Origin of the sequence: Streptomyces sp. NPDC059718, assembly GCF_042733315.1 — a bacterium.
GTDB lineage: Bacteria > Actinomycetota > Actinomycetes > Streptomycetales > Streptomycetaceae > Actinacidiphila.
On record NZ_JBHWGA010000028.1, the window covers coordinates 91,855 to 116,301 of the forward strand.

Annotated in this window: 24 protein-coding genes and 1 riboswitch; of the genes, 11 read left to right on the forward strand and 13 right to left on the reverse strand. The window is 71.3% G+C overall.

All coding sequences use genetic code 11. The annotated features are described in order from the left end of the window. Positions 1–3: 3 nt before the first annotated feature. From def to ACFV3E_RS28710, 3 genes are all read left to right on the forward strand, one after another. Positions 4–624 (forward strand): peptide deformylase, encoded by a 621-nt coding sequence (def, locus tag ACFV3E_RS28700; protein ID WP_500537269.1) that lies wholly within the window; start codon positions 4–6, stop codon positions 622–624. 120 nt (positions 625–744) lie between these two features. After that, positions 745–1,101 carry a DUF6247 family protein gene (locus ACFV3E_RS28705; RefSeq protein ID WP_500537270.1) on the forward strand — a complete coding sequence of 119 codons (357 nt, stop codon included), beginning with the start codon at positions 745–747 and terminating at the stop codon, positions 1,099–1,101. Positions 1,102–1,163: 62 nt separating this feature from the next. After that, on the forward strand, positions 1,164–1,358 hold the full coding sequence (locus ACFV3E_RS28710) for a hypothetical protein (RefSeq protein WP_500537271.1): 195 nt from the start codon (positions 1,164–1,166) through the stop codon (positions 1,356–1,358). A 65-nt stretch (positions 1,359–1,423) separates the two neighbouring features. Here the strand turns inward: ACFV3E_RS28710 and ACFV3E_RS28715 are convergent, their stop codons facing one another. Together ACFV3E_RS28715 and ACFV3E_RS28720 are read right to left on the reverse strand one after the other, a co-directional pair. Then, a complete protein-coding gene (locus tag ACFV3E_RS28715; RefSeq protein WP_500537272.1) occupies positions 1,424–2,434 on the reverse strand; it encodes a ribonucleotide-diphosphate reductase subunit beta in 1,011 nt (336 codons plus the stop codon). Beyond that, positions 2,434–4,818, reverse strand: coding sequence for a ribonucleoside-diphosphate reductase subunit alpha (locus ACFV3E_RS28720; RefSeq protein WP_500537273.1), 2,385 nt, complete (start codon positions 4,816–4,818; stop codon positions 2,434–2,436). The genes ACFV3E_RS28715 and ACFV3E_RS28720 overlap by 1 nt, the downstream gene beginning before the upstream one ends. 130 nt (positions 4,819–4,948) lie before the next feature. Next, positions 4,949–5,108, reverse strand: a riboswitch (cobalamin riboswitch). 247 nt (positions 5,109–5,355) lie between these two features. Here ACFV3E_RS28720 and ACFV3E_RS28725 point away from each other — a divergent pair. After that, entirely contained in the window at positions 5,356–6,327 is a 972-nt protein-coding gene (locus ACFV3E_RS28725; protein WP_500537274.1) for a GlxA family transcriptional regulator, read from the forward strand. A 57-nt stretch (positions 6,328–6,384) separates the two neighbouring features. Here ACFV3E_RS28725 and mctP read toward each other — a convergent pair whose 3' ends face one another. The 3 genes from mctP to ACFV3E_RS28740 all read right to left on the reverse strand — a co-directional run bounded on the left by mctP (position 6,385) and on the right by ACFV3E_RS28740 (position 9,183). After that, on the reverse strand, positions 6,385–8,016 hold the full coding sequence (mctP, locus tag ACFV3E_RS28730; protein WP_500537275.1) for a monocarboxylate uptake permease MctP: 1,632 nt from the start codon (positions 8,014–8,016) through the stop codon (positions 6,385–6,387). Next, positions 8,013–8,270: a DUF3311 domain-containing protein gene (locus tag ACFV3E_RS28735; RefSeq protein ID WP_500537276.1), complete on the reverse strand. Its 258-nt coding sequence runs from the start codon at positions 8,268–8,270 to the stop codon at positions 8,013–8,015. The genes mctP and ACFV3E_RS28735 overlap by 4 nt, the downstream gene beginning before the upstream one ends. A gap of 133 nt (positions 8,271–8,403) precedes the next feature. Beyond that, positions 8,404–9,183 carry a GntR family transcriptional regulator gene (locus tag ACFV3E_RS28740; protein ID WP_500537303.1) on the reverse strand — a complete coding sequence of 260 codons (780 nt, stop codon included), beginning with the start codon at positions 9,181–9,183 and terminating at the stop codon, positions 8,404–8,406. A 225-nt stretch (positions 9,184–9,408) separates the two neighbouring features. On the opposite strand from ACFV3E_RS28740, the gene ACFV3E_RS28745 reads away from it, so the two are divergent. The 6 genes from ACFV3E_RS28745 (at position 9,409) to ACFV3E_RS28770 (ending at position 17,095) form a co-directional block, all read left to right on the forward strand. Further along, positions 9,409–10,686 carry an extracellular solute-binding protein gene (locus ACFV3E_RS28745; protein WP_500331103.1) on the forward strand — a complete coding sequence of 426 codons (1,278 nt, stop codon included), beginning with the start codon at positions 9,409–9,411 and terminating at the stop codon, positions 10,684–10,686. 98 nt (positions 10,687–10,784) lie between these two features. After that, positions 10,785–11,750 (forward strand): carbohydrate ABC transporter permease, encoded by a 966-nt coding sequence (locus ACFV3E_RS28750; protein ID WP_499513873.1) that lies wholly within the window; start codon positions 10,785–10,787, stop codon positions 11,748–11,750. A 5-nt stretch (positions 11,751–11,755) separates the two neighbouring features. Next, positions 11,756–12,643: a carbohydrate ABC transporter permease gene (locus ACFV3E_RS28755; RefSeq protein WP_500537277.1), complete on the forward strand. Its 888-nt coding sequence runs from the start codon at positions 11,756–11,758 to the stop codon at positions 12,641–12,643. Then, positions 12,640–14,163: a glycoside hydrolase family 3 protein gene (locus ACFV3E_RS28760; protein WP_500537278.1), complete on the forward strand. Its 1,524-nt coding sequence runs from the start codon at positions 12,640–12,642 to the stop codon at positions 14,161–14,163. Before ACFV3E_RS28755 ends, ACFV3E_RS28760 begins: the two co-directional genes overlap by 4 nt. Before the next feature lie 47 nt (positions 14,164–14,210). Then, complete coding sequence (locus ACFV3E_RS28765; protein WP_500537279.1) at positions 14,211–15,281, forward strand: SIS domain-containing protein; 1,071 nt, start codon at positions 14,211–14,213, stop codon at positions 15,279–15,281. A 365-nt stretch (positions 15,282–15,646) separates the two neighbouring features. Beyond that, positions 15,647–17,095 carry a sensor histidine kinase gene (locus ACFV3E_RS28770; protein ID WP_500331109.1) on the forward strand — a complete coding sequence of 483 codons (1,449 nt, stop codon included), beginning with the start codon at positions 15,647–15,649 and terminating at the stop codon, positions 17,093–17,095. A 174-nt stretch (positions 17,096–17,269) separates the two neighbouring features. Here the strand turns inward: ACFV3E_RS28770 and ACFV3E_RS28775 are convergent, their stop codons facing one another. Further along, entirely contained in the window at positions 17,270–17,527 is a 258-nt protein-coding gene (locus ACFV3E_RS28775) for a WhiB family transcriptional regulator (RefSeq protein ID WP_018563321.1), read from the reverse strand. 317 nt (positions 17,528–17,844) lie between these two features. Beyond that, positions 17,845–18,813, reverse strand: coding sequence for a diacylglycerol/lipid kinase family protein (locus tag ACFV3E_RS28780; RefSeq protein ID WP_500331110.1), 969 nt, complete (start codon positions 18,811–18,813; stop codon positions 17,845–17,847). A gap of 74 nt (positions 18,814–18,887) precedes the next feature. Here ACFV3E_RS28780 and ACFV3E_RS28785 point away from each other — a divergent pair, with 74 nt between their 5' ends. Beyond that, a complete protein-coding gene (locus ACFV3E_RS28785) occupies positions 18,888–19,310 on the forward strand; it encodes a hypothetical protein (RefSeq protein WP_500537280.1) in 423 nt (140 codons plus the stop codon). Between the two features lie 45 nt (positions 19,311–19,355). On the opposite strand, the gene ACFV3E_RS28790 is transcribed toward ACFV3E_RS28785, so the two are convergent. The 6 genes from ACFV3E_RS28790 to ACFV3E_RS28815 all read right to left on the reverse strand — a co-directional run bounded on the left by ACFV3E_RS28790 (position 19,356) and on the right by ACFV3E_RS28815 (position 24,214). Continuing rightward, on the reverse strand, positions 19,356–20,312 hold the full coding sequence (locus ACFV3E_RS28790) for an RNA polymerase sigma factor SigF (RefSeq protein WP_500372658.1): 957 nt from the start codon (positions 20,310–20,312) through the stop codon (positions 19,356–19,358). Between the two features lie 43 nt (positions 20,313–20,355). Beyond that, positions 20,356–20,769 carry an ATP-binding protein gene (locus ACFV3E_RS28795; protein ID WP_319138557.1) on the reverse strand — a complete coding sequence of 138 codons (414 nt, stop codon included), beginning with the start codon at positions 20,767–20,769 and terminating at the stop codon, positions 20,356–20,358. A gap of 206 nt (positions 20,770–20,975) precedes the next feature. Continuing rightward, a complete protein-coding gene (locus ACFV3E_RS28800) occupies positions 20,976–21,485 on the reverse strand; it encodes a GNAT family N-acetyltransferase (protein WP_500537281.1) in 510 nt (169 codons plus the stop codon). Between the two features lie 10 nt (positions 21,486–21,495). After that, the gene (locus ACFV3E_RS28805; protein ID WP_500537282.1) at positions 21,496–22,386 is read right to left on the reverse strand and encodes a 1-aminocyclopropane-1-carboxylate deaminase/D-cysteine desulfhydrase; all 891 of its coding nucleotides are present in this window, start codon (positions 22,384–22,386) and stop codon (positions 21,496–21,498) included. Between the two features lie 16 nt (positions 22,387–22,402). Continuing rightward, positions 22,403–23,920 (reverse strand): ArnT family glycosyltransferase, encoded by a 1,518-nt coding sequence (locus ACFV3E_RS28810; RefSeq protein ID WP_500537283.1) that lies wholly within the window; start codon positions 23,918–23,920, stop codon positions 22,403–22,405. Positions 23,921–23,953: 33 nt separating this feature from the next. Continuing rightward, entirely contained in the window at positions 23,954–24,214 is a 261-nt protein-coding gene (locus ACFV3E_RS28815; RefSeq protein ID WP_500537284.1) for a hypothetical protein, read from the reverse strand. Positions 24,215–24,447 lie beyond the last annotated feature (233 nt).

The following is a 24,447-nucleotide window of genomic DNA, read 5'->3' on the forward strand; positions in this document are numbered from 1 at the left end:
ACCATGTCGCAGCAGGAGACCGAGCAGACCGCATTCACCGACGACGTGACGGACGCGGAGGAGCGTGAGGCCGCCCACCGTGAGCGCGGCACCGCCCGCCCCATCACGGTCGTCGGCAACCCGGTGCTGCACCAGCCGTGCAAGACGGTCACGTCCTTCGACGACGAGCTGGCCACGCTGATCGACGACATGTTCGCCAGCCAGCACGCCGCCGAGGGCGTCGGCCTCGCCGCCAACCAGATCGGCGTGCCCCTGCGGGTCTTCGTATACGACTGCCCGGACGACGACGGCGTCCGCCACGTCGGCCACGTGGTCAACCCCGTCGTCGACGACCTCCCCGCCGAGCGCCGCGTCCTCGACGACGGCAACGAGGGCTGCCTGTCCGTGCCGGGCGCATACGCCGAGCTGCCGCGCCCCGACTACGCGGTCTGCCGTGGTCAGGACCTGCACGGCAACGACGTCGTCATCGAGGGCAAGGGCTTCTTCGCCCGCTGCCTGCAGCACGAGACCGACCACCTCAACGGGTACCTCTACATCGACCGGCTCTCCAAGCGGGACCGCAAGGACGCGCTGAAGCAGATGGCGGAGCTGACGCCGAAGTACGAGACCGTCCCGAACGACTGAGCGCCCGCCCGGCACCGCGGACCGGCGTCGCCCGGTCTGCGGTGGGCGGGTGAGAGACGAGCGTCGAGGTACGGCCGGAGTGGCTAGGCTGAGCTGCGGTACCCGGAGGAGGACCGCACCATGACCACTCAGCCCGAGCACCACGGGGTAGAGCTCATCGCACGGCCGGCGAGGACGCCCGACGCACTTCGCGCGGCGCTCGCGCAGGTGGCCCCTCACCGCCTTGCGGAGATGGAGCAGCAGAAGAACGAGGCGATCGCCCTCTCCGTCGACTCGGGCTCGATCGAGCCGCTGCGCGGATTCCTCACCGCGTGGGCCGTCCATGTCGAGATCGCCCGCGATCTCGACACCGCGGGACGTCTGCGCTCGGCGGAGCACACGGCCCAGACCCTCGACAGGGACGATCCCGCGTGGAAGGCGGCGATGGCCGAGATCCGGGCGATCTTCGACCAGGCCCGCGCGGCGGTGGGTGAGTGAGCTGGGCCTGGGAGTAGGGGCCCGGTGAGGAGTACGTGGTCGGAGGAGAGAACCCCGCTCCCGTGACACTGCTCGCGCAAGTGGAGGAGCGGGCCGGGGAACTGGTTCGCGCCGCCGAGGCCCGGTACCTCGACGGGCCCGCTTTCCAAGGCGTTGGGGAGGGGACGAAGACGGCAGCCGTGACGGACGGCCTTTTCCTCTACCTCGTCGTTCCCCGGCACGAGCGGGTCTACATCCTCCAGGTCACCGCGTTCTGATCGCCCGACGAACGGGCGGGGTTGCGGGCGGCGGCGACTGCCCGCAACCCCGCCCCGTCGCCGGATCAGAAGTCGTCGTCGAAGGAGACCGAGCCCTCGACCGCCACCTGGTACGCGGAGGCGCGGCGCTCGAAGAAGTTGGTCAGCTCCTGGACGTTCTGCAGCTCCATGAAGGAGAACGGGTTCTCCGAGCCGTAGCGGGCCGGCAGGCCGAGGCGGACCAGGCGCTGGTCGGCGACGCACTGCAGGTACGCGCGCATGGAGTCGGTGTTCATGCCGGGCAGTCCCTCGCCGCACAGGTCGCGGGCGAACTGGAGCTCCGCCTCGACGGCCTCCTCCAGCATCGCGGTGACCTGCTTGCCCATCTCCTCGTCGAAGAGCTCGGGCTCCTCCGCGCGGACGGTGTCGACCACGTGGAACGCGAAGTCCATGTGCATCGACTCGTCGCGGAACACCCAGTTGGTGCCGGTGGCGAGCCCGTGCAGCAGCCCGCGCGAGCGGAACCAGTAGACGTACGCGAAGGCGCCGTAGAAGAACAGGCCCTCGATGCAGGCCGCGAAGCAGATCAGGTTGAGGAGGAAGCGGCGGCGGTCCTCCTTGGTCTCCAGGCGGTCGATGGACTCCACCGAGTCCATCCAGCGGAAGCAGAACTGCGCCTTCTCGCGGATGGAGGGGATGTTCTCCACGGCCGCGAACGCGGCCGTGCGCTCCTCGGGATCGGGCAGGTAGGTGTCGAGCAGCGTCAGGTAGAACTGGACGTGCACGGCCTCCTCGAAGAGCTGCCGCGACAGGTACAGCCGCGCCTCGGGGGAGTTGATGTGCTTGTACAGGGTCAGCACGAGGTTGTTGGCCACGATCGAGTCGCCGGTGGCGAAGAAGGCCACCAGCCGGCCGATCATGTGCTGCTCGCCGGGGGAGAGCTTGGCGAGGTCGGCGACGTCGGAGTGGAGGTCGACCTCCTCCACGGTCCAGGTGTTCTTGATGGCGTCGCGGTAGCGCTCGTAGAAGTCCGGGTAGCGCATCGGACGCAGGGTCAGCTCGAAGCCCGGGTCGAGCAGTCTCTTGGTGGAGCTCATTACTGGCAGGCCTCGCAGGACTCGGGGTTCTCAAGGGAGCAGGCGATCGCGTCGGCGTCGGGCGTCGTCTGCTGGAGCGGGATGGGGGCGGCCGCGCGGGCGGACTGCGCGATGCGGGTGGCCGGGCGGGAGCGCAGGTAGTACGTCGTCTTCAGGCCCTGCTTCCAGGCGTACGCGTACATCGAGCTGAGCTTGCCGATGGTGGGCGCGGCCATGAAGAGGTTGAGCGACTGGCTCTGGTCGAGGTACGGGGTGCGGGCCGCGGCCATGTCGATCAGGGCGCGCTGCGGGAGCTCCCAGGCGGTGCGGTACAGCTCGCGGACGTCCGCGGGGATCCAGTTGAAGCCCTCGACGGAGCCGTTGGACTCGCGCAGCGCGTCGCGGGTCTGCGCGTCCCAGACGCCGAGCTTCTTCAGGTCGGCGATCAGGTAGGAGTTGACCTGCAGGAACTCACCGCTGAGCGTCTCGCGCTTGAAGAGGTTGGAGACCTGCGGCTCGATGCACTCGTACACGCCCGCGATCGAGGCGATCGTGGCGGTCGGGGCGATGGCCAGCAGCAGCGAGTTGCGCATGCCGGTGGCGGCGACGCGGGCGCGCAGCGCCTCCCAGCGCTCGGGCCAGTTCTCCTCGGTGTCGTAGTGGTCCGGGTGCAGCACACCGCGGGCGGCGCGGGTCTGCGACCAGGCCGGGTGCGGGCCGTGGCGCTCGGCCAGTTCGCAGGAGGCCTCGTACGCGGCGAGCATGATGCGCTCGGCGATCTTCGTGGAGAGCGCCTTGGCCTCGGCGGAGTCGAAGGGCAGCCGCAGCTTGAAGAACACGTCCTGCAGGCCCATCGCGCCCAGGCCCACCGGGCGCCAGCGCTCGTTGGAGGAGGCGGCCTCGCGGGTCGGGTAGAAGTTGATGTCCACCACGCGGTCGAGGAAGGTCACGGCGGTGCGGACGGTGGCGTCCAGCCGCTCCCAGTCGATGACTTCCTCCCCGGCGCCGCCGTCTTTGCCGACGAAGGCGCCGAGGTTGACCGAGCCGAGGTTGCAGACCGCGGTCTCGCCGTCGTCGGTGACCTCCAGGATCTCCGTGCAGAGGTTGGAGGAGTGGATCACGCGGCCGGGCTCGGCGGTCTGGTTGGCGGTGCGGTTGGACGCGTCCTTGAAGGTCATCCAGCCGTTGCCGGTCTGCGCGAGGGTGCGCATCATGCGGCCGTACAGCTCGCGCGCGGGGAGGGTCTTGCGGGCCAGGCCCGCGGCCTCGGCCTTGCGGTAGGCGGCGTCGAACTCCTCGCCCCACAGGTCGACCAGCTCGGGCACGTCGGCGGGGGAGAACAGCGACCAGGTGCCGTCGGTGTCGACGCGGCGCATGAACTCGTCCGGGATCCAGTGCGCCAGGTTGAGGTTGTGGGTGCGGCGCGCCTCCTCACCGGTGTTGTCGCGCAGCTCCAGGAACTCCTCGATGTCCGCGTGCCAGGTCTCCAGGTAGACGCAGGCCGCGCCCTTGCGGCGGCCGCCCTGGTTCACGGCGGCGACGGAGGCGTCGAGGGTGCGCAGGAACGGGACGATGCCGTTGGAGTGGCCGTTGGTGCCGCGGATCAGCGAACCGCGGGAGCGGATACGGGAGTAGGACAGGCCGATGCCGCCGGCGTGCTTCGACAGCCGGGCGACCTGGTGGTAACGGCCGTAGATCGAGTCCAGCTCGTCCAGCGGGGAGTCCAGCAGGTAGCACGAGGACATCTGCGGGTGCCGGGTACCGGAGTTGAAGAGCGTGGGGGAGCTGGGCAGGTAGTCCAGCCGGCTCATCAGGCCGTAGAGCGCGGCGACCTCGTCCACCGAGCGGCCGGTGCGGTCCTCGGCCAGGCCGCAGGCGACGCGGAGCATGAAGTGCTGCGGGGTCTCGATGACCTGGCGGGTGATCGGGTGGCGCAGCAGGTAGCGGCTGTGCAGGGTGCGCAGGCCGAAGTAGCCGAAGCGGTCGTCCGCGCCGTCGGCGAGCGCGCCGTCGACCAGCGCGTCCAGCCGCGCGGCGTGCTCGGCGACGAAGGCGGCGGTGCCGTCGGCGATCAGGCCCTCGCGGTGGCCCACCGCGATGGACGTGGAGAACGACACGGCGCCCTCGCCCGCGGCCTCGTCGGCGACGGCGAGGGTGAGCAGGCGGGCGGCGAGCCGCGAGTACTGCGGGTCCTCCGCGATCAGCCCGGCGGCGGCCTCGGTGGCCAGCGCCCGCAGTTCCGCCTCGTCCGCCGTGGCGCTGCGGCCGCGCAGCGCGGCGGCGGCGACCCGGCCGGGGTCGGTGTCGGGGAGGTCTGCGGTCAGTTCCGTCAGGACGCGCAGCAGATCGGCTCCGGTTGAGGCAGGTTCCGCTGCGGTGGCGGGTGCGGCGGGCGCGATGGTCACGTGTGCTCTCTCCCTCGTACGGCGGCGACGCGGAGGAGCGACGGGGCGCACGCAGGGCAGGCCAGGGCATGCCGCGGCGCGTCCGCCGGCCCAACCCGCGAGGCCCGGACACTTCACCGTCCGGACGGCGCGCCGGACGGTGCCGTCGGCAGGTACTCGGACTCGCGGGCACGCCTTCAGGCGTCCGCACACCGTTGCGGGGCAGTCCCGGATTCCCACCGGCTTCCCCTGCGGCGACAGCGGAGTTGAGCATACATCTAGTGGCGCCTGCCCGTGACACCACCAGATGTTGTGTCGGTGCGGTTACACAGTGACGGACTCACCGGCGCCAGTCGTGGCCGTCGCGGGAGTCGTGGACGTGCCCGGTCAGGGCGGCGAGCGCCAGGGCCAGGAAGAAGACCAGTGCGGTGACGGTGGCGAGGAAGGTTTCCATGCCTTCGACTGTGCTCCTCGCGCGACCCTGCCGGGAGTGGCAGGACCGACGTGCTACCTCGAAATCCTGCCACCCCGGCGCGGCCGCTCTGCCATCCTGGACGCATGCTTCAGAACGTGGCCGTGGTCCTGCTCGACGGTGTCCATCCCTTCGAACTGGGGGTGGTCTGCGAGGTGTTCGGAATCGACAGGTCGGACGACGGCCTGCCGGCCTACGACTTCGCCGTGGCGTCCGCGGAGGGCCCGACGCTGACGTCGCCCGCCGGGTTCACCATCGGCACCCGGCACGGGCTGGAACGGCTGGCGGAGGCCGACCTGGTCGCGGTGCCCGCCGGGGACTCCTACGTGCGCCGGGAGTACCCGCCGGAGCTGCTGGAGGCGCTGAACCGCGCCGTCGGGCGCGGGGCGCGGGTGCTCAGCGTCTGCTCGGGGGTCTTCGTGCTGGCCGCCGCCGGCCTGCTGGACGGGCGCCGCTGCGCCGCCCACTGGCGGCACGCGGAGGAACTGGCGCGGCGTTACCCACGGGTGCGGGTCGAGCCCGACGTGCTGTACGTGGACGAGGACCCGGTGATCACCTCGGCCGGCACCGCCGCCGGGATCGACGCCTGCCTGCACCTGGTCCGCAAGGAGCAGGGCAGCGACGTGGCCAACGCCATCGCCCGGCGCATGGTGGTGCCCCCGCACCGCGAGGGCGGCCAGGCGCAGTACGTCGACCGCCCGCTGCCGCGCACGCGCTGCGACACCGTGGGCGAGGTCCTGGCGTGGATGGAGCGCCACCTGGACCGCGAGGTCACCGTCGACGAACTGGCCGCCCGGGCGCACATGTCGCCGCGCACCTTCGCGCGCCGCTTCCAGCAGGAGACCGGCACGACGCCGTACCGCTGGCTGCTGGGCCAGCGGGTGCTGCTGGCCCGGGAGTTGCTGGAGGGCACCGACGAGACGGTGGACGCCGTCGCCGTGCGCGCCGGCTTCGGCAACGCGGCGACCCTGCGGCATCACTTCGCCCGCTGGGTGGGCACCACCCCGCAGGCGTACCGCCGCACCTTCCGCTGCCCGGAGCCGGCCCGTACGGCATGACGACGGGCCGCCGCCCCGTCCCAGGGCGGCGGCCCGTGATCGTGGCCGGAGCGGCGGTCAGTGACCGGCGCCCACCGGCAGGTCCCGCTGCACGCCCGGCTCGCCGGCGTCGGCGGTGAAATCGCTCTTGCTGGTCTCGTCCACGCCCTCGGGGGCCTTGAGGGCCTTGAGGACGAAGGTGAGGACGACGGTGACCGCCAGGTTGAGCACGAAGGCGGTCAGGCCGATGTAGCCGATCTGCCCGATGACCGGGATGGTGTCGGAGGAGCCGCCGAAGTGCTTCTGGGCGGGGCTGGCGACGCCGTAGGCGACCCAGGTGCCGTAGACCATGCCGACGGCCCAGCCGGCCAGCAGCGCCCAGCGGTGGAACCAGCGGGTGAACAGGCCGCCGACCAGGGCGGGGAAGGTCTGCAGGATCCAGATGCCGCCCAGCAGCTGGAAGTTGATCGCGACCGTCTTGTCCATGGTGAGGACGAAGACCAGGGCGCCGACCTTGACCAGCAGCGAGACGATCTTGGAGACCTGGGTCTCCTGCGCGGGGGTGGCGTCGGGTTTGAGGAAGTCCTTGTAGATGTTGCGGGTGAACAGGTTGGCCGCGGCGATGGACATGATCGCCGCGGGCACCAGCGCGCCGATGCCGATCGCGGCGAAGGCCACGCCCGCGAACCAGGACGGGAACATGTTCTCGAACAGCTGGGGGATCGCCAGCTGGCCGTTGTAGCCCTTGACCCCGGCCCCGACACCGCTGGCCAGCGCCATGAAGCCGAGCATCGCCAGCAGGCCCAGCATCAGCGAGTACAGCGGCAGGACGGTGGTGTTGCGGCGGATGACGTCACGGCTGCGGCTGGAGAGCACGGCGGTGATGGAGTGCGGGTACATGAACAGCGCGAGCGCCGAACCCAGCGCCAGCGTCCCGTACGCCCATTGGGCGGTGTCGCCCGGCGCCAGGGATCCGCGCGGCTTGCCGGTGGCGGGGTTGACCTGTGCGTAGGCGTCGCCGGCCTTGGCGAAGATGTCGTCGAAGCCGCCCAGCTTGATCGGGATGTAGATGATCGCCACCGCGATGACGATGTAGATCAGCGTGTCCTTCACGAACGCGATCAGCGCCGGCGCCCGCAGGCCGGAGGAGTACGTGTACGCGGCCAGGACACCGAAGGCGATCAGCAGCGGCAGGTCCTTGACGAACCAGTTGGACGACTCGCCGCCGCCCACGCCCATCACGTCCAGCACGGCCTGGATGCCCACCAGCTGCAGCGCGATGTACGGCATCGTGGCCAGGATGCCGGTGACCGCCACCGCCAGCGACAGGCCCTTGGAACCGAAGCGCCCGCGCACGAAGTCGGAGGTGGTGACGTAGCCGTGCTTGTGCGACACCGACCACAGCCGCGGCAGGAAGGTGAAGATCAGCGGGTAGACCAGGATCGTGTACGGCACGGCGAAGAAGCCGGACGCACCCGCCGCGTAGACCGCCGCCGGCACCGCCACGAAGGTGTAGGCCGTGTACAGGTCACCGCCGAGCAGGAACCAGGTGATCCAGCCGCCGAAGCTGCGGCCGCCCAGGCCCCACTCGTCCAGGTGCAGCGAGTTCTCCGCCCTGCGCCAGCGTGCGGCCAGGAAGCCCAGGACCGTCACGACCAGGAAGAAGAAGATGAAGACGCCGAGCGCGACGCCGTTGACCCCGTCCTTCACTTCGATCCCTCCTTCCGTGCCCGCTCCTCACGACGGACCAGCACGTACGCGGCGTACGTCAGTCCGGAGGACAGGAACACCCACAGCATCTGGTACCAGTAGAAGAACGGGATGCCGATGAACTCCGGCGTCAGCTTCGCGTACGAGCCGACCCAGAGCATGGCGACGAAGGGGATGACGAGGCAGACACCGGCGATCACGCGTGTGGGGGTGACCACCGGTGGCCGCCCGGAGGTTCCGGATGGTTCGGACATTGCTACGGCTCCGTCCTGATCTCTTACTCCTGTGTAATGCGCAGGCAATCTAGAGTCAGGACGGGAGGCACGTCACTACCTGCCCGCATTGCGGTATGGAAACGATCTACAAGACCCGGGAACCGCGCGGGAGTCAGGGTCGTTGCAGGCGGGCCACGAACTTGTAGCGGTCGCCGCGGTAGACCGAGCGCACCCACTCCACCGGCTCGCCGCCGGTGTCGATCGAGTGCCGGGACAGCAGGAGCATGGGCAGCCCGACGTCCGTGCCCAGCAGGCCCGCCTCGCGCGGGCTGGCGAGCGAGGTCTCGATGGTCTCCTCCGCCTCGGCGAGCCGGACGTCGTAGACCTCGGCGAGCGCGGTGTAGAGCGAGGTGTACTTCGCCAGGCTGCGGCGCAGCGCGGGGAAGCGCTTGGCCGACAGGTGGGTGGTCTCGATGGCCATCGGCTCGCCGTTCGCCAGGCGCAGGCGCTCGATGCGCAGCACGCGGCCGCCGGTCTTCATGTCCAGCAGTTCGGCCAGCCGGTCGTCGGCGGTGATGTAGCCGATGTCGAGCAGCTGTGAGGTCGGCTCCAGGCCCTGGGCCCGCATGTCCTCGGTGTACGAGGTCAGTTGCAGCGCCTGGGAGACCTTGGGCTTGGCGACGAAGGTGCCCTTGCCCTGGATGCGCTCCAGGCGGCCCTCGACCACCAGTTCCTGCAGCGCCTGCCGCACGGTGGTGCGCGAGGTGTCGAACTCGGCGGCCAGGGTGCGCTCGGGAGGCACCGGGGAGCCGGGGGGCATCGTCTGGGTCAGTTCGAGCAGATGGCGCTTCAGGCCGTAGTACTTGGGCACCCGCGCGGTCCGTCCGGCCGCGGTCCCGGGCGCCTCCGCGGTCTCCGTCACCGCTGTGCCGGCCTCGCCGTCCGTCTCCATCGCTTCTGCTCCCGAGTGCTGTCGTGCTGCCGTCACCGGCTCCTCCGTCATTCGCGGCTCACATCGTGGCACGGGCCGGGCTCATATCGCGTTACGAGCCCAGATGTCGGTCCGGTAACGGACGCGTCCGGTGCTCTTATACACCCTTGACACCCCTAAAGGTCTAGGCCAAGCTTCGGGCACTGGTCTACACCACTTGGTACTCACTGCCCTGGGGAGGGTGTTGTGAAGCGCAAGCTGATCGCGGCGATCGGTGTCGCCGTCATGGTCGCCGGCGTTGCGGCCTGCGGTTCGGACGACAAGGGCTCCGACAAGGCCTCGGCGCCGAAGGAGATCACCGTCTGGCTGACGGTCGACGCACAGAAGAACTGGCCCGAGCTGGTCAAGCAGGCGGACGACGCCTTCACGGCCGAGCACAAGGGCGTGAAGATCCACCACGAGTACTACGAGTGGACCGCCAAGAACCAGAAGCTCGACGCCGTCCTCGCCACCAAGAAGGTGCCGGACGTGGTCGAGATGGGCAACACCGAGACCCTCGGCTACCTGGTCAAGGGCGCGTTCGCGCCCATCGACAAGAGCAAGTTCGAGAACTCCGGCGACTGGCTGGACGCCCTCGAGGGCTCCGTGACGTACAACGGCAAGACCTACGGCGTGCCTTACTACGCCGGTGCCCGCGTCGGCACCTGGCGCAAGGACGTCGCCAAGGCGGCCGGCGTCACCAAGGCCCCCACCACCTGGGCCGAGCTGACCGACGCGCTCGACAAGATCCAGAAGAAGAACGGCGACAAGTTCTCCGCCTGGTACCAGCCCAGCCGCGACTGGTACACCGCGCTGGCCTTCGTCAAGGACGCCGGCGGCGACGTCGCCAAGGAGGACGGCGGCAAGTGGACCGCCACCCTCTCCGACCCCAAGTCCATCGAGGGCCTGAAGACCTGGAAGGGCGTCCTCGACGCGTACTTCCACGGCGACAAGAACAAGGACGAGTCCGACCGTTACATCGTCTACGGCCAGGGCAAGTCCGCGCTCATCTACGGCGCCAGCTGGGAGGGCGGCGCCGCCGCCGACCCGAAGACCGACAAGACCGGCAAGCTGAAGGACAACCTGGAGACCTTCGCGCTGCCCGGCCCCAACGGCGAACTGCTGCCGAACTTCATCGGCGGCTCCGACCTGGTCATCCCGGCCAAGTCCGCCGCGCAGGACCTCGCCGCCGACTGGATCAACGGCTTCACGAACAGCGCCGCCCAGAAGGTCCTCATCTCCAAGGGCAACCTGCCCAACGCCAAGTCGCTGCTCGCCCCGCTGAAGGACGACCCGGCGACGGCCGCCTCCGCCCGGGCCAACGAGAACACCTGGTTCGTCCCGACCGCCCCGGGCTGGCTGCAGGTCGAGAAGAAGCAGATCCTGCAGAACATGCTCAACGACATCGCGGTCGGCAAGGCGTCCATCGAGGACGCGACCAAGTCCGCGGACGAGCAGATCAACGCGGTGATCAACGCCGGCTGACCGGCACACGGGCAACACAGTGATCGACGCCGGCCGGCCGCCCCAGGGCGGCCGGCCCCGGCGCGACGCCAGGGACTGGAGTAGCCGAGGAGCACATGATGAGTGCCGTTGACACACCGTTGGACAAGGTGCCGCGCCCGCGGCCGGCGGGACCGGGCCGCAGGCCACGCCGCTTCGGCGGAGCCGCGCTCCCGTGGACGCTGCTCGCGCCGACCATCGGCGTCCTGCTGCTGGTCCTCGGCTATCCGCTGGTCCGGCTGGTCACCCTCTCCTTCAAGCAGTACGGGCAGGCCGAGCTCTGGCAGGGGCTGCCCGGCGACTGGCAGGGAGTCGCCAACTACACCCACGTCCTGGGGGACTCGGTCTTCTGGGGCGTCGTCCTGCGCACGCTGCTCTTCACCCTCGCGGCGGTGCTGCTCACACTCGTCGTCGGCATGGGGGTGGCGCTGCTGATGCAGCGGGTCTCGCCCTGGGTCAAGGCGCTGATCAACATCGTGCTGGTGGCGAGCTGGGCGATGCCCGTGGTCGTCGCCATCACCATCTTCAAGTGGATGTTCGACAGCGACTACGGCGTCCTCAACTGGCTGCTCAGCCGGCTGCCCGGGGTGGACCTCAGCGGCCACAACTGGTTCACCGACACCAAGCAGGGCTTCCTGGTCATCACCCTCATGGTGGTGTGGGGCGCCATTCCCTTCGTCGCCATCACCCTGCACGCCGGCCTCACCCAGGTGCCCAAGGAACTGGAGGAGGCCGCCCGCATGGACGGCGCCGGGCCGGTCAAGGTCTTCCGGCACGTCACCCTGCCGGTGCTCAAGCCGATCATCGTCATGCTGACGACGCTGTCGGTCATCTGGGACATGGGCGTCTTCCCGCAGGTCTTCCTCATGCGCGACGGCCACCCCGAGCCCGCGTACCAGGTCCTCACCACCTACTCCTACGACCAGGCCTTCGTCGCCAACGACTACGACGCGGGCGCGGCCATCGCCGTCATCACCGTGCTGCTCCTCCTCGGGGTGATGGCCGTCTACATGCGCCAGATGCTGAAGATCGGAGAGGTGGAGTGACGGCCATGCTCGACACGGCTCCCGCCGAGAGGGTGCCGGCCGCCGCTCCGGCGGCGCGCGCCGCGCGGCGGCCCCGGCGCAAGGGGCGGACGGTCTACAACCTGCTCGGCCTGCTGGTCGTGGTGGTCTCCGGCTTCCCGGTCTACTGGATGATCAACACGGCGTTCAAGCCCGCCAAGGACGCCATCGACCCCGACCCCAAGCTCTTCCCGACCAGCCTGTCCTTCCAGAACTTCTCCGACGCCCTCGACGTCGGCGACTTCTGGGGATCGGTCGGCCGCAGCCTGATCGTCTCCGGCTCCACCGTCGGCCTCGGCCTGGTCATCGGGCTGCTGGCGGCGCTGGCCATCTCCCGTTTCGTGTTCCGCGGCCGCAAGGCGGTGATCGTCGCGATCCTCGCCGTGCAGATGGTGCCGCTGGTGGCGATGATCATCCCGGTCTTCCTGCTGCTCAACCAGATCGACCAGATCGACAAGCTCTCCGGACTCGTCATCACGTACCTGACCTTCGTGCTCCCCTTCACGGTGTGGACGCTGCGCGGATTCATCGTCAACATCCCCAAGGAGCTGGAGGAGTCGGCGATGGTCGACGGCTGCACGCGCATGGGCGCGTTCTTCCGGATCATCCTGCCGCTGCTCGCCCCGGGCCTCGTCGCCACCTCCATCTACGCGCTGATCCAGGCCTGGAACGAGTACCTGTACGCGATGCTCATCATGAGCCAGGAGCACCAGACGGCGACGGTGTGGCTCGGCAACTTCGTCACCTCGCGGGGTACGGACTACGCGCCGATGATGGCCGGTTCGACCATGATGGGCGTGCCCGTGGTGATCTTCTTCCTGATCGTGCAGCGCAGGGTCGCCGCCGGACTGACCGCCGGGGCGGTGAAGGGATGACCGAGACCTTGAGCCAGATCCACGACGGCACCGCGGACTCGGGCGACCTCGTCCGCGACGCCCTCACCGTCCTGCAGCCGGGCTTCCACGGCACCACCGCACCCGAGTGGCTGCTGCGCAGGCTCGCCGAGGGACTGGGCTCCGTCGCCCTGTTCGCCCGCAACATCGAGTCGCCCGGGCAACTGGCCGCGCTCACCGCGCAGCTGCGCGCGGTACGGCCCGACGTCCTGATCGCCGCCGACGAGGAGGGCGGTGACGTGACCCGGCTGGAGGCCCGCAGCGGTTCCTCGTTCCCCGGCAACCTCGCCCTCGGTGCCGTCGACGACACCGCCCTGACCCGCGACGTCGCTGCCGCACTCGGCCGCCGGTTGGCCGAGTGCGGGGTCAACCTCAACTGGGCGCCGTCCGCGGACGTCAACTCCGACCCCCGCAACCCGGTCATCGGCGTGCGCTCCTTCGGCTCCGATCCGCTGCTGGTCGCCCGGCACACCGCCGCGTACGTCGAGGGCCTGCAGTCCGCCGGGGTCGCCGCCTGCACCAAGCACTTCCCCGGCCACGGCGACACCTCCGTCGACTCCCACCACGCCCTGCCCCGGGTGGACGTCGACCCGGACACCCTGCACGCCCGTGAACTCGCCCCGTTCCGGGCCGCCCTGGCCGCCGGCAGCAAGGCCGTGATGAGCGCGCACATCCTCGTGCCCGCCCTCGACCCGGACCGCCCGGCCACCCTCAGCCCCGCCGTGCTCACCGGACTGCTCCGCGACGAACTGGGCTATGACGGCCTGATCGTCACCGACGGCATCGAGATGCGCGCCATCGCCGACGCGTACGGCATCGAGCGCGGCACCGTCCTGGCGCTGGCCGCCGGCGCCGACGCCATCTGCGTGGGCGGCGGCCTGGCCGAGGAGGAGACGGTGGTCGCCCTGCGCGACGCCATCGTCGCCGCCGTGCGCGACGGCGACCTGCCCCGGGAGCGGCTCGCCGACGCCGCCGGACGGGTGCGGAGCCTGGCCGCCTGGGCCGCCGAGTGCTCCGCGGCGCCGGCGAGCGCGGCACCGGACCCCGGGATCGGCCTGGTCGCGGCCCGCCGCGCCCTGCGCGTGACCCGTACCGACGCGTACCTGCCGGTCGCCGAGGCGCCGTACGTCGCGGCCTTCACCCCGGTCGCCAACATCGCCGTCGGCGACGAGACCCCGTGGGGCGTCGCCGCCGAGCTCGACCGGGTCTTCCCGGGCACGGTGACCGGGAGCTTTCGCGAAGGTGACGCGCTGACCGCACATGTGCTGCGGTCGGCGGGGACTCGTAGGATCGTCGCAGTGGTGCGTGACGTGCACCGCCACCTCTGGATGGCCGAGGCGCTGGGCGCGCTGCTCGCCGCCCGTCCGGACACGGTGGTGGTGGAGATGGGCGTTCCCCAGGCGGCACCGTCCGGCGCGCTGCACATCGCGACCCACGGCGCCGCCCGCGTGTGCGGGCGGGCGGCCGCGGAGGTCATCGCGGGCAAGGAGGCCGGCGACTGAGGTCCGCCGCGGCACATCCGTTCCGGATCCACCTGGAGGCCCCGAGAATGTCCGCCCCGTCGCCGACCGAGCAGCAGCCGACGCCCGGCCGGATCATGTCCGGCGAGATGGCCGAGCAGCCCGCGGTGCTGCGCCGCATCCTCGAGGAGGGCGCCCCGCGGATCCGGCGGACCGCCGAGCTGCTCGCCGCGCGCGGACCGCGTTTCGTCCTGCTCACCGCGCGCGGCACCTCCGACAACGCGGCCCTGTACGCCAAGTACCTGGTGGAGGTGGTCCTCGGCAAGCCCGCGGGGCTGACGTCGATGTCGACCACCACGGCCTACGGCGCGCGCCCGGACCTGACGGACTGCCTGGTCGTCACGGTCAGCCAGTCCGGCGGCTCACCGGACCTGGTGGCCTCGACCCGGGCCGCCCGCGAGGCCGGCGCGATCACCCTGGCGGTCACCAACAACGCCGACTCGCCGCTGGCCGAGGTCTCCGAGTTCCACATCGACGTCCTGGCCGGCCCGGAGAAGGCGCTGCCGGCGACCAAGACGTACACCGCCGAGCTGCTCGCGCTCTACCTGTTCGTCGAGGGGCTGCGGGGCGGCGACGGCAACGCCGCCAAGGTCCTGCCGGAACTCGCGGAGCAGATCCTCGCCCGCCAGGACGAGGTCAGGGCGCTCGCCGCGCGCTACCGCTTCGCCGAGCGCCTGGTGCTCACCTCGCGCGGCTACGGCTACCCGACCGCGAAGGAAGCCGCGCTGAAGCTGATGGAGACCAGCTACATCCCGGCCCTGTCCTTCTCCGGCGCCGACCTGCTGCACGGCCCGCTGGCCATGGTCGACAACGTCTCCCCGGTCATCGCGATCGTCACCGAGGGCAAGGGCGGCGAGGCGCTCCAGCCGGTGCTGGACCGGCTCCGCGGCCGTGGGGCCGATCTGGTGGTCATCGGCAACCAGGCGTCGGTCGACGCCGCCTCCGCCGGCTTCGTCCTCCCCACCGAGGGCGTCGCCGAGGAGGTGCAGCCGATCCTGGAGATCCTCCCGCTGCAGATGCTGGCCTACGAGATCACCATCGCCCGCGGCCAGGACCCCGACGCGCCGCGCGCGCTGGCGAAGGTGACCGAGACGCGCTGAGCCGGAAGGCGGGCCGGAAGGGCCCTGACACCACTTCGGGCCGCGGCGCCGGGACGGGACCCTCAACCCGCCCAGCACCGCAGCCCGGAGCTGCCGTCGGCCCGTGGCGCGCGGGATGTGCGGTTCCCGCGGCCCGTGAGGGCCGACCATGAGGCCTGGCGCAGTCAGGGCAGAGAGCGCCGGGGCCTCGCTCCACCCTTCTGTGCGGGAAGGATGGAAGTTCGGTTGTACGTCAATTCTGGACTAGACCACTAACGCCTGTCCACAGGGTGACGCAGTCAGATCATAGGTCGTCGGAGACCTTTGTGGGGACTGGATGACGGCGCCTGCCATGAGCGCGGGATACGCTCATTTGCGTGCCCTCCATGAACGATCTCGTACGCCAGCACACGGACCTCGACGATTCCGATCTCGAGTGGCTCCACCTGCTGGTATCGGAGTGGCAACTGCTCTCCGACCTCTCCTTCGCGGACCTCGTGCTGTGGGTCCCGACCAGTGACGGGACCCGCTACGTCTCCGTCGCCCAGATGCGGCCGAACACCGGCCCGACCTCGTACCAGGACGACATGGTCGGCCACCTGGTGCCGCGCGGCCGCCGCCCGATGCTGGACGCCGCACTCGACGAGGGCCGGATCGTCCGGGAGGGTGACCCGGAGTGGCGCGAGGAGGTCCCGGTCCGGGTCGAGTCCATCCCGGTGCGCCGTGCGGGCCGGGTCCTCGGGGTCATCGCCCGCAACACCAACCTGCTCACCGTGCGGACCCCCAGCCGGCTGGAGCTCACCTATCTGCAGAGCGCGTCCGACCTGGCGCAGATGATCGCGGCGGGCAGCTTCCCGTTCCCCTCCGAGCAGGTCGACATGGACGCCTCACCGCGTGTCGGCGACGGCCTGATCCGGCTCGACGCCGAGGGCGTCGTCCAGTACGCCAGCCCCAACGCGCTCTCCGCCTACCACCGGCTCGGCCTGGCCGCCGACCTCGTCGGCCACCACCTGGGCTCGGTCTCCGCCGAACTGGCCCCCTCGCGGACCAAGAGCCACGAGGCGCTGGTGACCGTCGCCGGCGGCAAGGCGCCGCGGGAGACCGAGATCGAGGGCAACGGCGGCGTCATCCAGCTGAGGGCGATCCCGCTGAGCCCCAAGGGCACGCACAACGGCTCCCTGGTGCTGCTGCGGGACGTGACCGAGCTGCGCCGCCGGGAGCGCGAGCTGATGACCAAGGACGCCACCATCCGGGAGATCCACCACCGGGTGAAGAACAACCTGCAGACGGTCGCGGCGCTGCTGCGGCTGCAGGCCCGGCGGATGGACTCCGACAAGGGCCGGGAGGCGCTGGAGGAGGCGGTGCGGCGGGTCGGCTCGATCGCGATCGTGCACGAGACGCTGTCGCAGAACCTCGATGAGTGCGTGGAGTTCGACGAGATCGCCGACCGCGTGCTGGCGATGGTCGCCGAGATCTCCCCGGGCAGGGTCACCGCGCGCCGCAGCGGGCGGTTCGGCATCCTGACGGCCGAGGTGGCCACCCCGCTGTCGATGGTCCTCACCGAACTGCTGCAGAACGCCCTGGAGCACGGGTTCGGGCCGGGCGAGCAGGGCACCGTCGAGGTGGCCGCCGAGCGGCACGGGCAGAAGCTGGGCATCGCGGTACGGGACGACGGGCGCGGCCTGCCCGCGGAGTTCGACCCGCAGCGGGCCGGCAACCTCGGGCTGCAGATCGTACGGACCCTGGTGGTGGGGGAGTTGGGCGGAAGCTTCGACATGGTCCCGGCCGAGGAGCGCGGGACGAAGGTCGTCCTGGAACTGCCGCTGGAGGGCTGAAACCCGTCGAGGTCCTGCGAGTCCGGTGGGTCCGGTGGGTCGGCAGACTTCGCAGGACCGGGCTCCGGGAACGCCGAAGCCCCGGCTGCTCGGGGAGCGGCCGGGGCTCTTCGCGTCGCGATGCTGCGCGGTTCGGAGGTGCTGCGCGCTGCGGCTCGGGGGTAAGCGAGTGCGTCAGGCGCTGGCGTTGCGGGCGCGGTTGCGGGCGGCGCGGCGCTTCATTGCGCGACGCTCGTCCTCGCTGAGGCCACCCCACACGCCGGCGTCCTGGCCGGTCTCCAGCGCCCACTGCAGGCACTGCTCCATCACGGGGCAGCGGCGGCAGACGGCCTTGGCTTCCTCGATCTGCAGCAGCGCAGGACCGGTGTTGCCGATGGGGAAGAAGAGCTCGGGGTCTTCCTCGCGGCAAACGGCGTTGTGACGCCAGTCCATGGCTGCTCCATCTCCTTGTGTTGCATGTAAGTTGCTTGTGAATGTGAACGCTTTCACGAATCCTCAGACACGACACGGGACATCGCCCAGTCTCCTGGTGCGGTCCCGCGGGGGTGTGGTGAGGATTCCGGCTGCCGAGGACGCCCGATGAGCGGCTGTCCCGATCGCCAGGAAGAGCCTCGCAAACCTGGGCTGCGGATACAACCCCTTCCGAAAAGTTTTTTTTGAATCCTCGGTGTCGGCTCCGTCACAGCCGTACTTCCATGGGGTGCAGGGCAGCCTAAACGTTCGAGTGAAAGGACTTTATGTCCTTCTGCTTACACAATCACACGCAGTGCACGGCGTACGCCTGTGAAGGTTGCGCTCATTCGCAGTCCCAGGTGGTCTCCGTCCACCTGGAACGGCAGTGGCGCCTGCGAATGCAAGGTGAAGTCCGTCAGATCGTGCAGGGAGGTCGCGTGCTTGCCCTGCGGCCCGCGCTCCGGGGTCGAACGGAGCAGCTGGGTGGCGTAGCGGGTGACCGCCGCGCTGGTCAGCCGGGAGAGTCCCAGCACGTCGAGGGCGGTGTCGAAGGACGCGCGCGGCGAGGCGTAGATCGGCCGGTTGCCCAGGTAGGTCCACGGCGCGGTGTTGCACACGAGGGCCAGCACGAGGTCGGTCACCGGGTCCTCGCCCGGCCGGTCCAGGGTGATCGCGCCGGCGCGCCGGTTCGGCTCGGTGAGGAACTGGCGCACGACCTGGCGTATGTAGAGCGCGTGGGTGGAGCGCTTGCCGTGCTCGCGCTGCTGTTCCACCCGTCCCACGACACCAGCGTCGAATCCCAGCCCGGCGCAGAAGGTGAACCAGCGCGCCGGCACCCCTTCGTCCTCCGTGCCCGGGGTGCCGCTCACCAGGCCCAGGCCGACCGTGCGGGAGCTGCGCTCGCGCAGCGCGTCCAGCAGCGCGCCGGTCGCCTCGACGGCGTCGTTGGGCAGCCCCAGGGCGCGCGCGAACACGTTCGTGGACCCGCCGGGCACCACCGCGAGCTTCGGCAGGCCGTCGGGGTCGGGGCCGTTGTGCAGCAGACCGTTGACCACCTCGTTGACCGTGCCGTCCCCGCCCAGGGCGACGACCAGCTCGATCTCCCCGCCCTCCGCGGCCTGCCGCGCGAGGTCGCGGGCGTGGCCGCGGTACTCGGTCGCGGCGACCTCCAGCTTCAGGTCGCTGGCGAGCGCGTGCGCGAGTACGTCACGCGTCCGGGCGCTGGTGGTGGTGGCGGCTGGGTTGACCACGAGAAGGGCGCGCATGCCCGCCAGGGTACCTACCGGGCGGTACCGGGCCGCACCCCTGGTGGCCCGGATACGGCGGCTACCCTGCTGGGGTGAGTGGCAACGAGAAGCCCGTGCAGCCGGGCCGTACGCGCCGCCTCGCGGCGGCGGCCGCGGTCGCGGCACTGGAAGGCGCCGCCCTGGCGGCCTGGGGGATCGCGATGCTGGCCCTGGGGATCCTCGGCGACCCCGACAGCCCGCGCCAGGCGGAGGCCGGAGGCGTGACCGTCCTCGCCCTGGCGGCCATGCCGCTGGCGGCCGCGTACGGGCTCTGGCACGCGCGCCGCTGGAGCCGCGGCCCCGCGCTGATCATCCAGCTCGTCGCGCTCCCCGTCGCCTGGAGCATGGTGCAGGCGGGCGGCGTCATGATCGCCGCCGGTGCCGCGCTCGGCGTGGCCGCCGTCGCCGAGCTGGTGCTCCTCGTCCATCCCGCGGCCACCGACGCCCTCGGGATCGGGCGTACGGCGGAGCAGTGAGCCGCGGCGCCCGGGGGCGCCGCCGTCACCTCAGCCGTACCGTCGTCACTCCTCGACCAGGAGCTTGTCGCGCAGCTGGGCCAGCGTCCGGGCCAGCAGCCGGGAGACGTGCATCTGGGAGATGCCGACCTCCTGGGCGATCTGCGACTGGGTCATGTTCCCGAAGAAGCGCAGCAGCAGGATCTTCTTCTCGCGCGGCGGCAGCTGCTCCAGCAGCGGCTTGAGCGACTCCCGGTACTCCACGCCCTCCAGCGCGTCGTCCTCGGCGCCGAGGGTGTCGGCGACGGCCGGGGACTCGTCGTCGGTGTCGGGCACGTCCAGGGAGAGCGTGCTGTACGCGTTGGCGGATTCGAGGCCCTCCAGGACCTCCTCCTCCGTGATCTTCAGGTGCTCGGCCAGCTCGTGCACCGTCGGGGCCCGCCCGTGCTGCTGCGAGAGCTCGCCGGTCGCCGTCGTGAGGGCGAGCCGCAGCTCCTGCAGTCGGCGCGGGACACGCACCGCCCAGCCCTTGTCGCGGAAGTGCCGCTTGATCTCGCCGACGACGGTGGGGGTCGCGTAGGTGGAGAACTCCACCCCGCGGTCCACGTCGAAGCGGTCCACGGACTTGATCAGCCCGATCGTGGCGACCTGGGTGAGGTCGTCGAGCGGCTCGCCCCGGTTGCGGAAGCGCCGGGCGAGGTGCTCGACCAGCGGCAGGTGCATGCGGACCAGGCGGTTGCGCAGCTCGGCGCGCTCCGGGGAGCCCGGGGGGAGCTTGCTGAGCTCCACGAAGAGCGCCCGGGCCCCGGCCCGGTCGTGGGTCTCGTGGTGCCCGTGCTGCTCCTGCCCGTGGTCCTGCTCCTGCTGCTCCTGCTGCTCCTGCGCCATGCGATCCGCCCGATCCGCCTGATCCGTCTGCCCGGCCGCGTCACTGCTCCCGAGGCCGGACACGGGCCCGGTACCGGGATGCGGCCGCGCCTCGTGGCGCCGCGCCGCAGGGGCGGGTACGGGGCGGCCCCGCACCCCCGGCGTGCTGCCTTCCAGATCGTTCACGGCGATTCCCCCGTTACAGCTGTCCCGGTCCGGCACCGCGCTTCTTGTGCAGGGCGATGCTCACGGTCTTGTCGTCGGCCACGCTGGAGTCCACCTCGCCGGCCAGCGCGGACAGCACGGTCCAGGCGAAGGTGTCGCGCTCCGGGGCGCGGCCGTCAGTGGTGGGCGCCGACACGGTCACCCACAGGGCGTCCCCGACCAGGCGGAAGACGCAGCTCAGCACGGACCCCGGGACGGCCTGCTGGAGCAGGATGGCGCACGCCTCGTCCACGGCGATGCGCAGGTCTTCGATCTCGTCGAGGGTGAAGTCCAAGCGGGCCGCAAGTCCTGCCGTCGCCGTACGCAGCACCGACAGGTAGGCCCCCGCCGCGGGCAGCCGGACCTCGACGAAGTCCTTCGACCCGGGCTCGCCTGCGATCTGGGACACCCTCACCTCCAAGGTGGCACACGCACTGCCCACATCGGCATTGCACTGGATCTGATTCGGTTCGCCAGCGACGCTATCGCGATCCGTACCCCGGTGTCGCCCGGACGGAGCACGGTCGCCGCCATGAATGAGCCCTGACCCGGCACCCCGTGGCTGTCACCCATAGTAGGCGCACGAGCACGCAACGTCGCTAGTGGTCTGCGGTGTCAAATCGAAAGAGATGTCGCTTTGTTGATACGTGCCTGCTCAGCGAGGGCACGAAGGGGGTCGCCGGTCAGTCGTTGCACCGTCCATTCGTCCTGGGGACGGGCGCCCATCGCACGATAGAAGGCGAGGGACGGCTCGTTCCAGTCCAGCACGGACCATTCGAAGCGCTCGTAGCCCCGTTCCACGCATATGGCGGCGAGTCCGGCGAGCAGGGCCTTGCCGTGGCCGCCGCCGCGCGCAGGGGGGCGCACGTACAGGTCCTCCAGGTAGACGCCGTGGGTCCCGGTCCAGGTGGAGAAGTTCCGGAACCACAGCGCGAAGCCCACGGGCGTGCCCAGGGCGTCGTCCTCGGCCAGGAGCGCGAAGACGGCCGGATCCGGGCCGAAGAGCGCGTCGTGGAGCTGCTGCGTGGTGGCCCGCGCGCTGTCCGGCTCCCGCTCGTACTCCGCGAGTTCGCGGATCATCGCGTGGATCTCCGGGACGTCGGCAGGTGTCGCGGCTCGGATCATGCCAGCAAGGCTAACCGGTCGGCCGCCCGGTCACGACGGCCGCGACCGTCGTGCCGGGCGCGAAGGCACCCTCCTGCGCCAGCGAGAACAGGCCGTGGAGCATCTTCGCGACGTAGACGGAGTCCGGGACGAAGCCGTGCCGCGCGCCGAAGTCCGCCGCGAACGCGTGGAGCTCGGGCGAGGTCCGGGCGTAGCCGCCGTGGTGGAAGCGGTCGTCCAGCAGCCAGGACCCGCGCGGCCCGCCGAAGGCCGCCTCCTGGAGCCGGCGTATCTCCACGGCCAGGAACCCGCCGCCCTTGAGGACCGGGAACCCGATGACCCGCTGCCCCGGATCCAGTCCGGCCGCCAGGCCCGCCAGGGTGCCGCCCGTCCCGCAGGCCACGCCCACGACGTCCGCCCTGCCGCGCAGCTCCTCGCCGAGCGCCACGCAGCCCCGCGCGGCGAGCGCGTTGCTGCCGCCCTCGGGGACGACGTAGGCGGGCCCCAGACGGTCCAGGAGGGCCGCCAGGACCTCCGGCTCGTCCTTGCGGCGGTAGGTGCCCCGGTCGACGAAGTGCAGCCGCATGCCGTCGGCGGCGGCCCGCGCGAGGGAGGGGTTGAGCGGGCGCCCGGCCAGCTCGTCGCCGCGGACGACGCCCGTGGTGGCGATGCCGAGCAGCCGGCCCGCGGCGGCGGTGGCGCGCAGGTGGTTGGAGTAGGCGCCGCCGAAGGTCAGCAGGCCGCGGTGGCCGCCGTCGAGGGCGGCCCGCAGGTTCAGGTGGAGCTTGCGCCACTTGTTCCCCGGCAGATCGGGGTGGATCAGGTCGTCCCGCTTGACGAGCATCCGGACGCCGCGCCCGGCCAGACGCTCGTCGTCGCGCAGCTCGGCCAGCGGGGAGGGCAGGCGGACGTCCGGGATCACCCGTCCATTGTGTCCGTCACCTGGGCGAGAGGTGGACGCGGTAGCCCTGGTGGTAGTTCAGGTCCGGCAGCGGGTGTGAGGGCCAGTCACGCGCGTACGCGGGCGGCTGCCCGCCCCGCGGGGTGAGGACGGCGACGGGCTGGGTGCGGGCCAGGCGCAGGATGCCGGCCGGGGTCAGGTTCTCGTTGTTCCCCGCGGTCTGGCCGGAGGCGCAGCGCGCCTGGTAGCCGACGGGCGTCGCCATCGGCCCCGTCACCAGGCACGGCGGGCGCACCCCCAGCCGGTTCAGTTCCGCGGCCATACGGGCGTAGTCGCCGTTGCCGATGGTCGAGCTGCGCACCGCGCGGTGGAGCACGATCTGCTGGGTGACGAGCTGCGCGAGCACGACGGCGACCACGGCGCCGGTGACGGCCGGGCGCAGCGCCGGCCGTACCCGCGCGGGGAGCAGGAGGAGGCACTGGGCCGCGGGCAGGGCGAGCAGGGCGTACGCCGGGAGCAGGAAGCGCGGTGCGGCGTAGTCGATGAGCACCAGGTAGGGCAGCGCCAGGGACAGGCCGCACACCGCCGGCAGGAACCGCGCTCCGGGCGCCTGCCCCTCGCGCCGCGGCGCGAGGGCGACCCCGGCCGCCACCAGGGCGGGCAGGGCGAACCACCACACGGCGTCACCCTTGTGCTGCCAGACGGCGTCGCAGGGGCGGCACAGCGTGTGCGACGCGTCCAGGGTGCTGAGCTGGTCGGCGAAGGCCAGGTGCCAGCCGAGGCCGCCCTCGATGGCGTTCGCGCGGTCCATCCGGGCCAGGATGCCGCCGTAACTGGTGAACGCCTCGACGACCCACTGGGCGCCGCCCAGCAGCACCCCGGCCGCGATGACCGCGAGCAGCACCGGCCGGCGCCGGCCGCGCACGAAGAGCGCGGCGACGCCCAGTGGCAGGGCCAGCCAGGCGGCGTCGTGCGGGCGCAGCAGGGTCAGCGCGGCGAACGCCACCGCCAGGCCGGCGAGCGCGCCCCGGCCGGTGTGGCCCGGCGCCGCCGCGTGCAGGTAGCAGCCCACCGCGATCAGGGCCACCAGCGCGACCCAGAGGTTGGGCATCGCCTGGGGGCCGTACAGCAGGGTCACCCACAGCCCGGTGAAGAGCAGCCCGGCCAGCGCCACCACCCGGGTGCCGAGCAGCGGCCGCCACAGCCACAGGGCCAGGAACAGGGCCGCGCCCGACAGGACCGCCAGATAGACGCGGAGCGCGAGGGTCGACGCGGTCAGCAGCGCGATCGGCGCGACGAGGACCGGCACGCCACGGGAGCGGGGCGCGCTGAAGAAGGCCGAGGGGATGTCCGGGGAGACCTGGCTGACGTAGACCGACTCGTCCCAGCCGAGGCCCATGCCGGGCACGACGACCAGGAGGAGCTGGACCACGGTGAAGAGCGCCGCCAGGGAGGCGAGCAGAAGGACCTCGGAGTGCGGGCGGCTGCGCGGCGGTGCGGCGTGGCGCGCGCGGGGCCGGGCATCCGGTGACGTCAGCTCATGCGTCGTCGCCATAGTGCGTCATGGCAACAGCCGTGACGCACGTGATCAAGGCGGCGCGCCGCTCCCCGGGGGCGGCTCGACCGGTGGGGTGAGGGTCGCCGGGCCCGTTCGCCCGGGTGGCGCCGCCGGCGGGGACGACAGGAGACGCGGCGCCTCCGCCGGTCCGTGTGCGGCCGCGTCCGGGTCCTGGCCACGGGTGATGGTGACCTCGTAGCCCGGCATCTGCGGCGGGAGGATCTCCAGGATCGGCTGCACCTGCTCGGCGACGCCCTCGGTGGGGAGGACGGGGTCTCGCAGCAGCAGCACGAGCGGGCGCCGACGCCGTCGCGGAGCCGGTGCCGGCCGGCGGCTCCCGCCGCGATCATGACGCCACCCGTCTGCACCATGGTCCAGGTCACGGGGAGCGCGACGGGGGAGGCCGCAGGAGTGCTGCCGGGCCGGTCGCCGTCGGCGGCCGGAAACAGCACGGGGGCCTGCACGCCGGGGACGCGTGGCCGCCCGTGAGGGAGGCGTCAGCGGTCCGCGGGTACGCCCTTGCC

Excerpts from the sequence above, each read along its gene's own strand:
- def (WP_500537269.1), top strand. The coding sequence starts at position 4 with ATGTCGCAGCAGGAGACCGAGCAGACCGCATTCACCGACGACGTGACG.
- ACFV3E_RS28705 (WP_500537270.1), top strand. The coding sequence starts at position 745 with ATGACCACTCAGCCCGAGCACCACGGGGTAGAGCTCATCGCACGGCCG.
- ACFV3E_RS28715 (WP_500537272.1), bottom strand. The coding sequence starts at position 2,434 with ATGAGCTCCACCAAGAGACTGCTCGACCCGGGCTTCGAGCTGACCCTG.
- ACFV3E_RS28725 (WP_500537274.1), top strand. The coding sequence starts at position 5,356 with ATGCTTCAGAACGTGGCCGTGGTCCTGCTCGACGGTGTCCATCCCTTC.
- ACFV3E_RS28735 (WP_500537276.1), bottom strand. The coding sequence starts at position 8,270 with ATGTCCGAACCATCCGGAACCTCCGGGCGGCCACCGGTGGTCACCCCC.
- ACFV3E_RS28740 (WP_500537303.1), bottom strand. The coding sequence starts at position 9,183 with ATGGAGACGGACGGCGAGGCCGGCACAGCGGTGACGGAGACCGCGGAG.
- ACFV3E_RS28750 (WP_499513873.1), top strand. The coding sequence starts at position 10,785 with ATGAGTGCCGTTGACACACCGTTGGACAAGGTGCCGCGCCCGCGGCCG.
- ACFV3E_RS28755 (WP_500537277.1), top strand. The coding sequence starts at position 11,756 with ATGCTCGACACGGCTCCCGCCGAGAGGGTGCCGGCCGCCGCTCCGGCG.
- ACFV3E_RS28760 (WP_500537278.1), top strand. The coding sequence starts at position 12,640 with ATGACCGAGACCTTGAGCCAGATCCACGACGGCACCGCGGACTCGGGC.
- ACFV3E_RS28765 (WP_500537279.1), top strand. The coding sequence starts at position 14,211 with ATGTCCGCCCCGTCGCCGACCGAGCAGCAGCCGACGCCCGGCCGGATC.
- ACFV3E_RS28770 (WP_500331109.1), top strand. The coding sequence starts at position 15,647 with ATGAACGATCTCGTACGCCAGCACACGGACCTCGACGATTCCGATCTC.
- ACFV3E_RS28775 (WP_018563321.1), bottom strand. The coding sequence starts at position 17,527 with ATGGACTGGCGTCACAACGCCGTTTGCCGCGAGGAAGACCCCGAGCTC.
- ACFV3E_RS28780 (WP_500331110.1), bottom strand. The coding sequence starts at position 18,813 with ATGCGCGCCCTTCTCGTGGTCAACCCAGCCGCCACCACCACCAGCGCC.
- ACFV3E_RS28800 (WP_500537281.1), bottom strand. The coding sequence starts at position 21,485 with ATGATCCGAGCCGCGACACCTGCCGACGTCCCGGAGATCCACGCGATG.
- ACFV3E_RS28810 (WP_500537283.1), bottom strand. The coding sequence starts at position 23,920 with ATGGCGACGACGCATGAGCTGACGTCACCGGATGCCCGGCCCCGCGCG.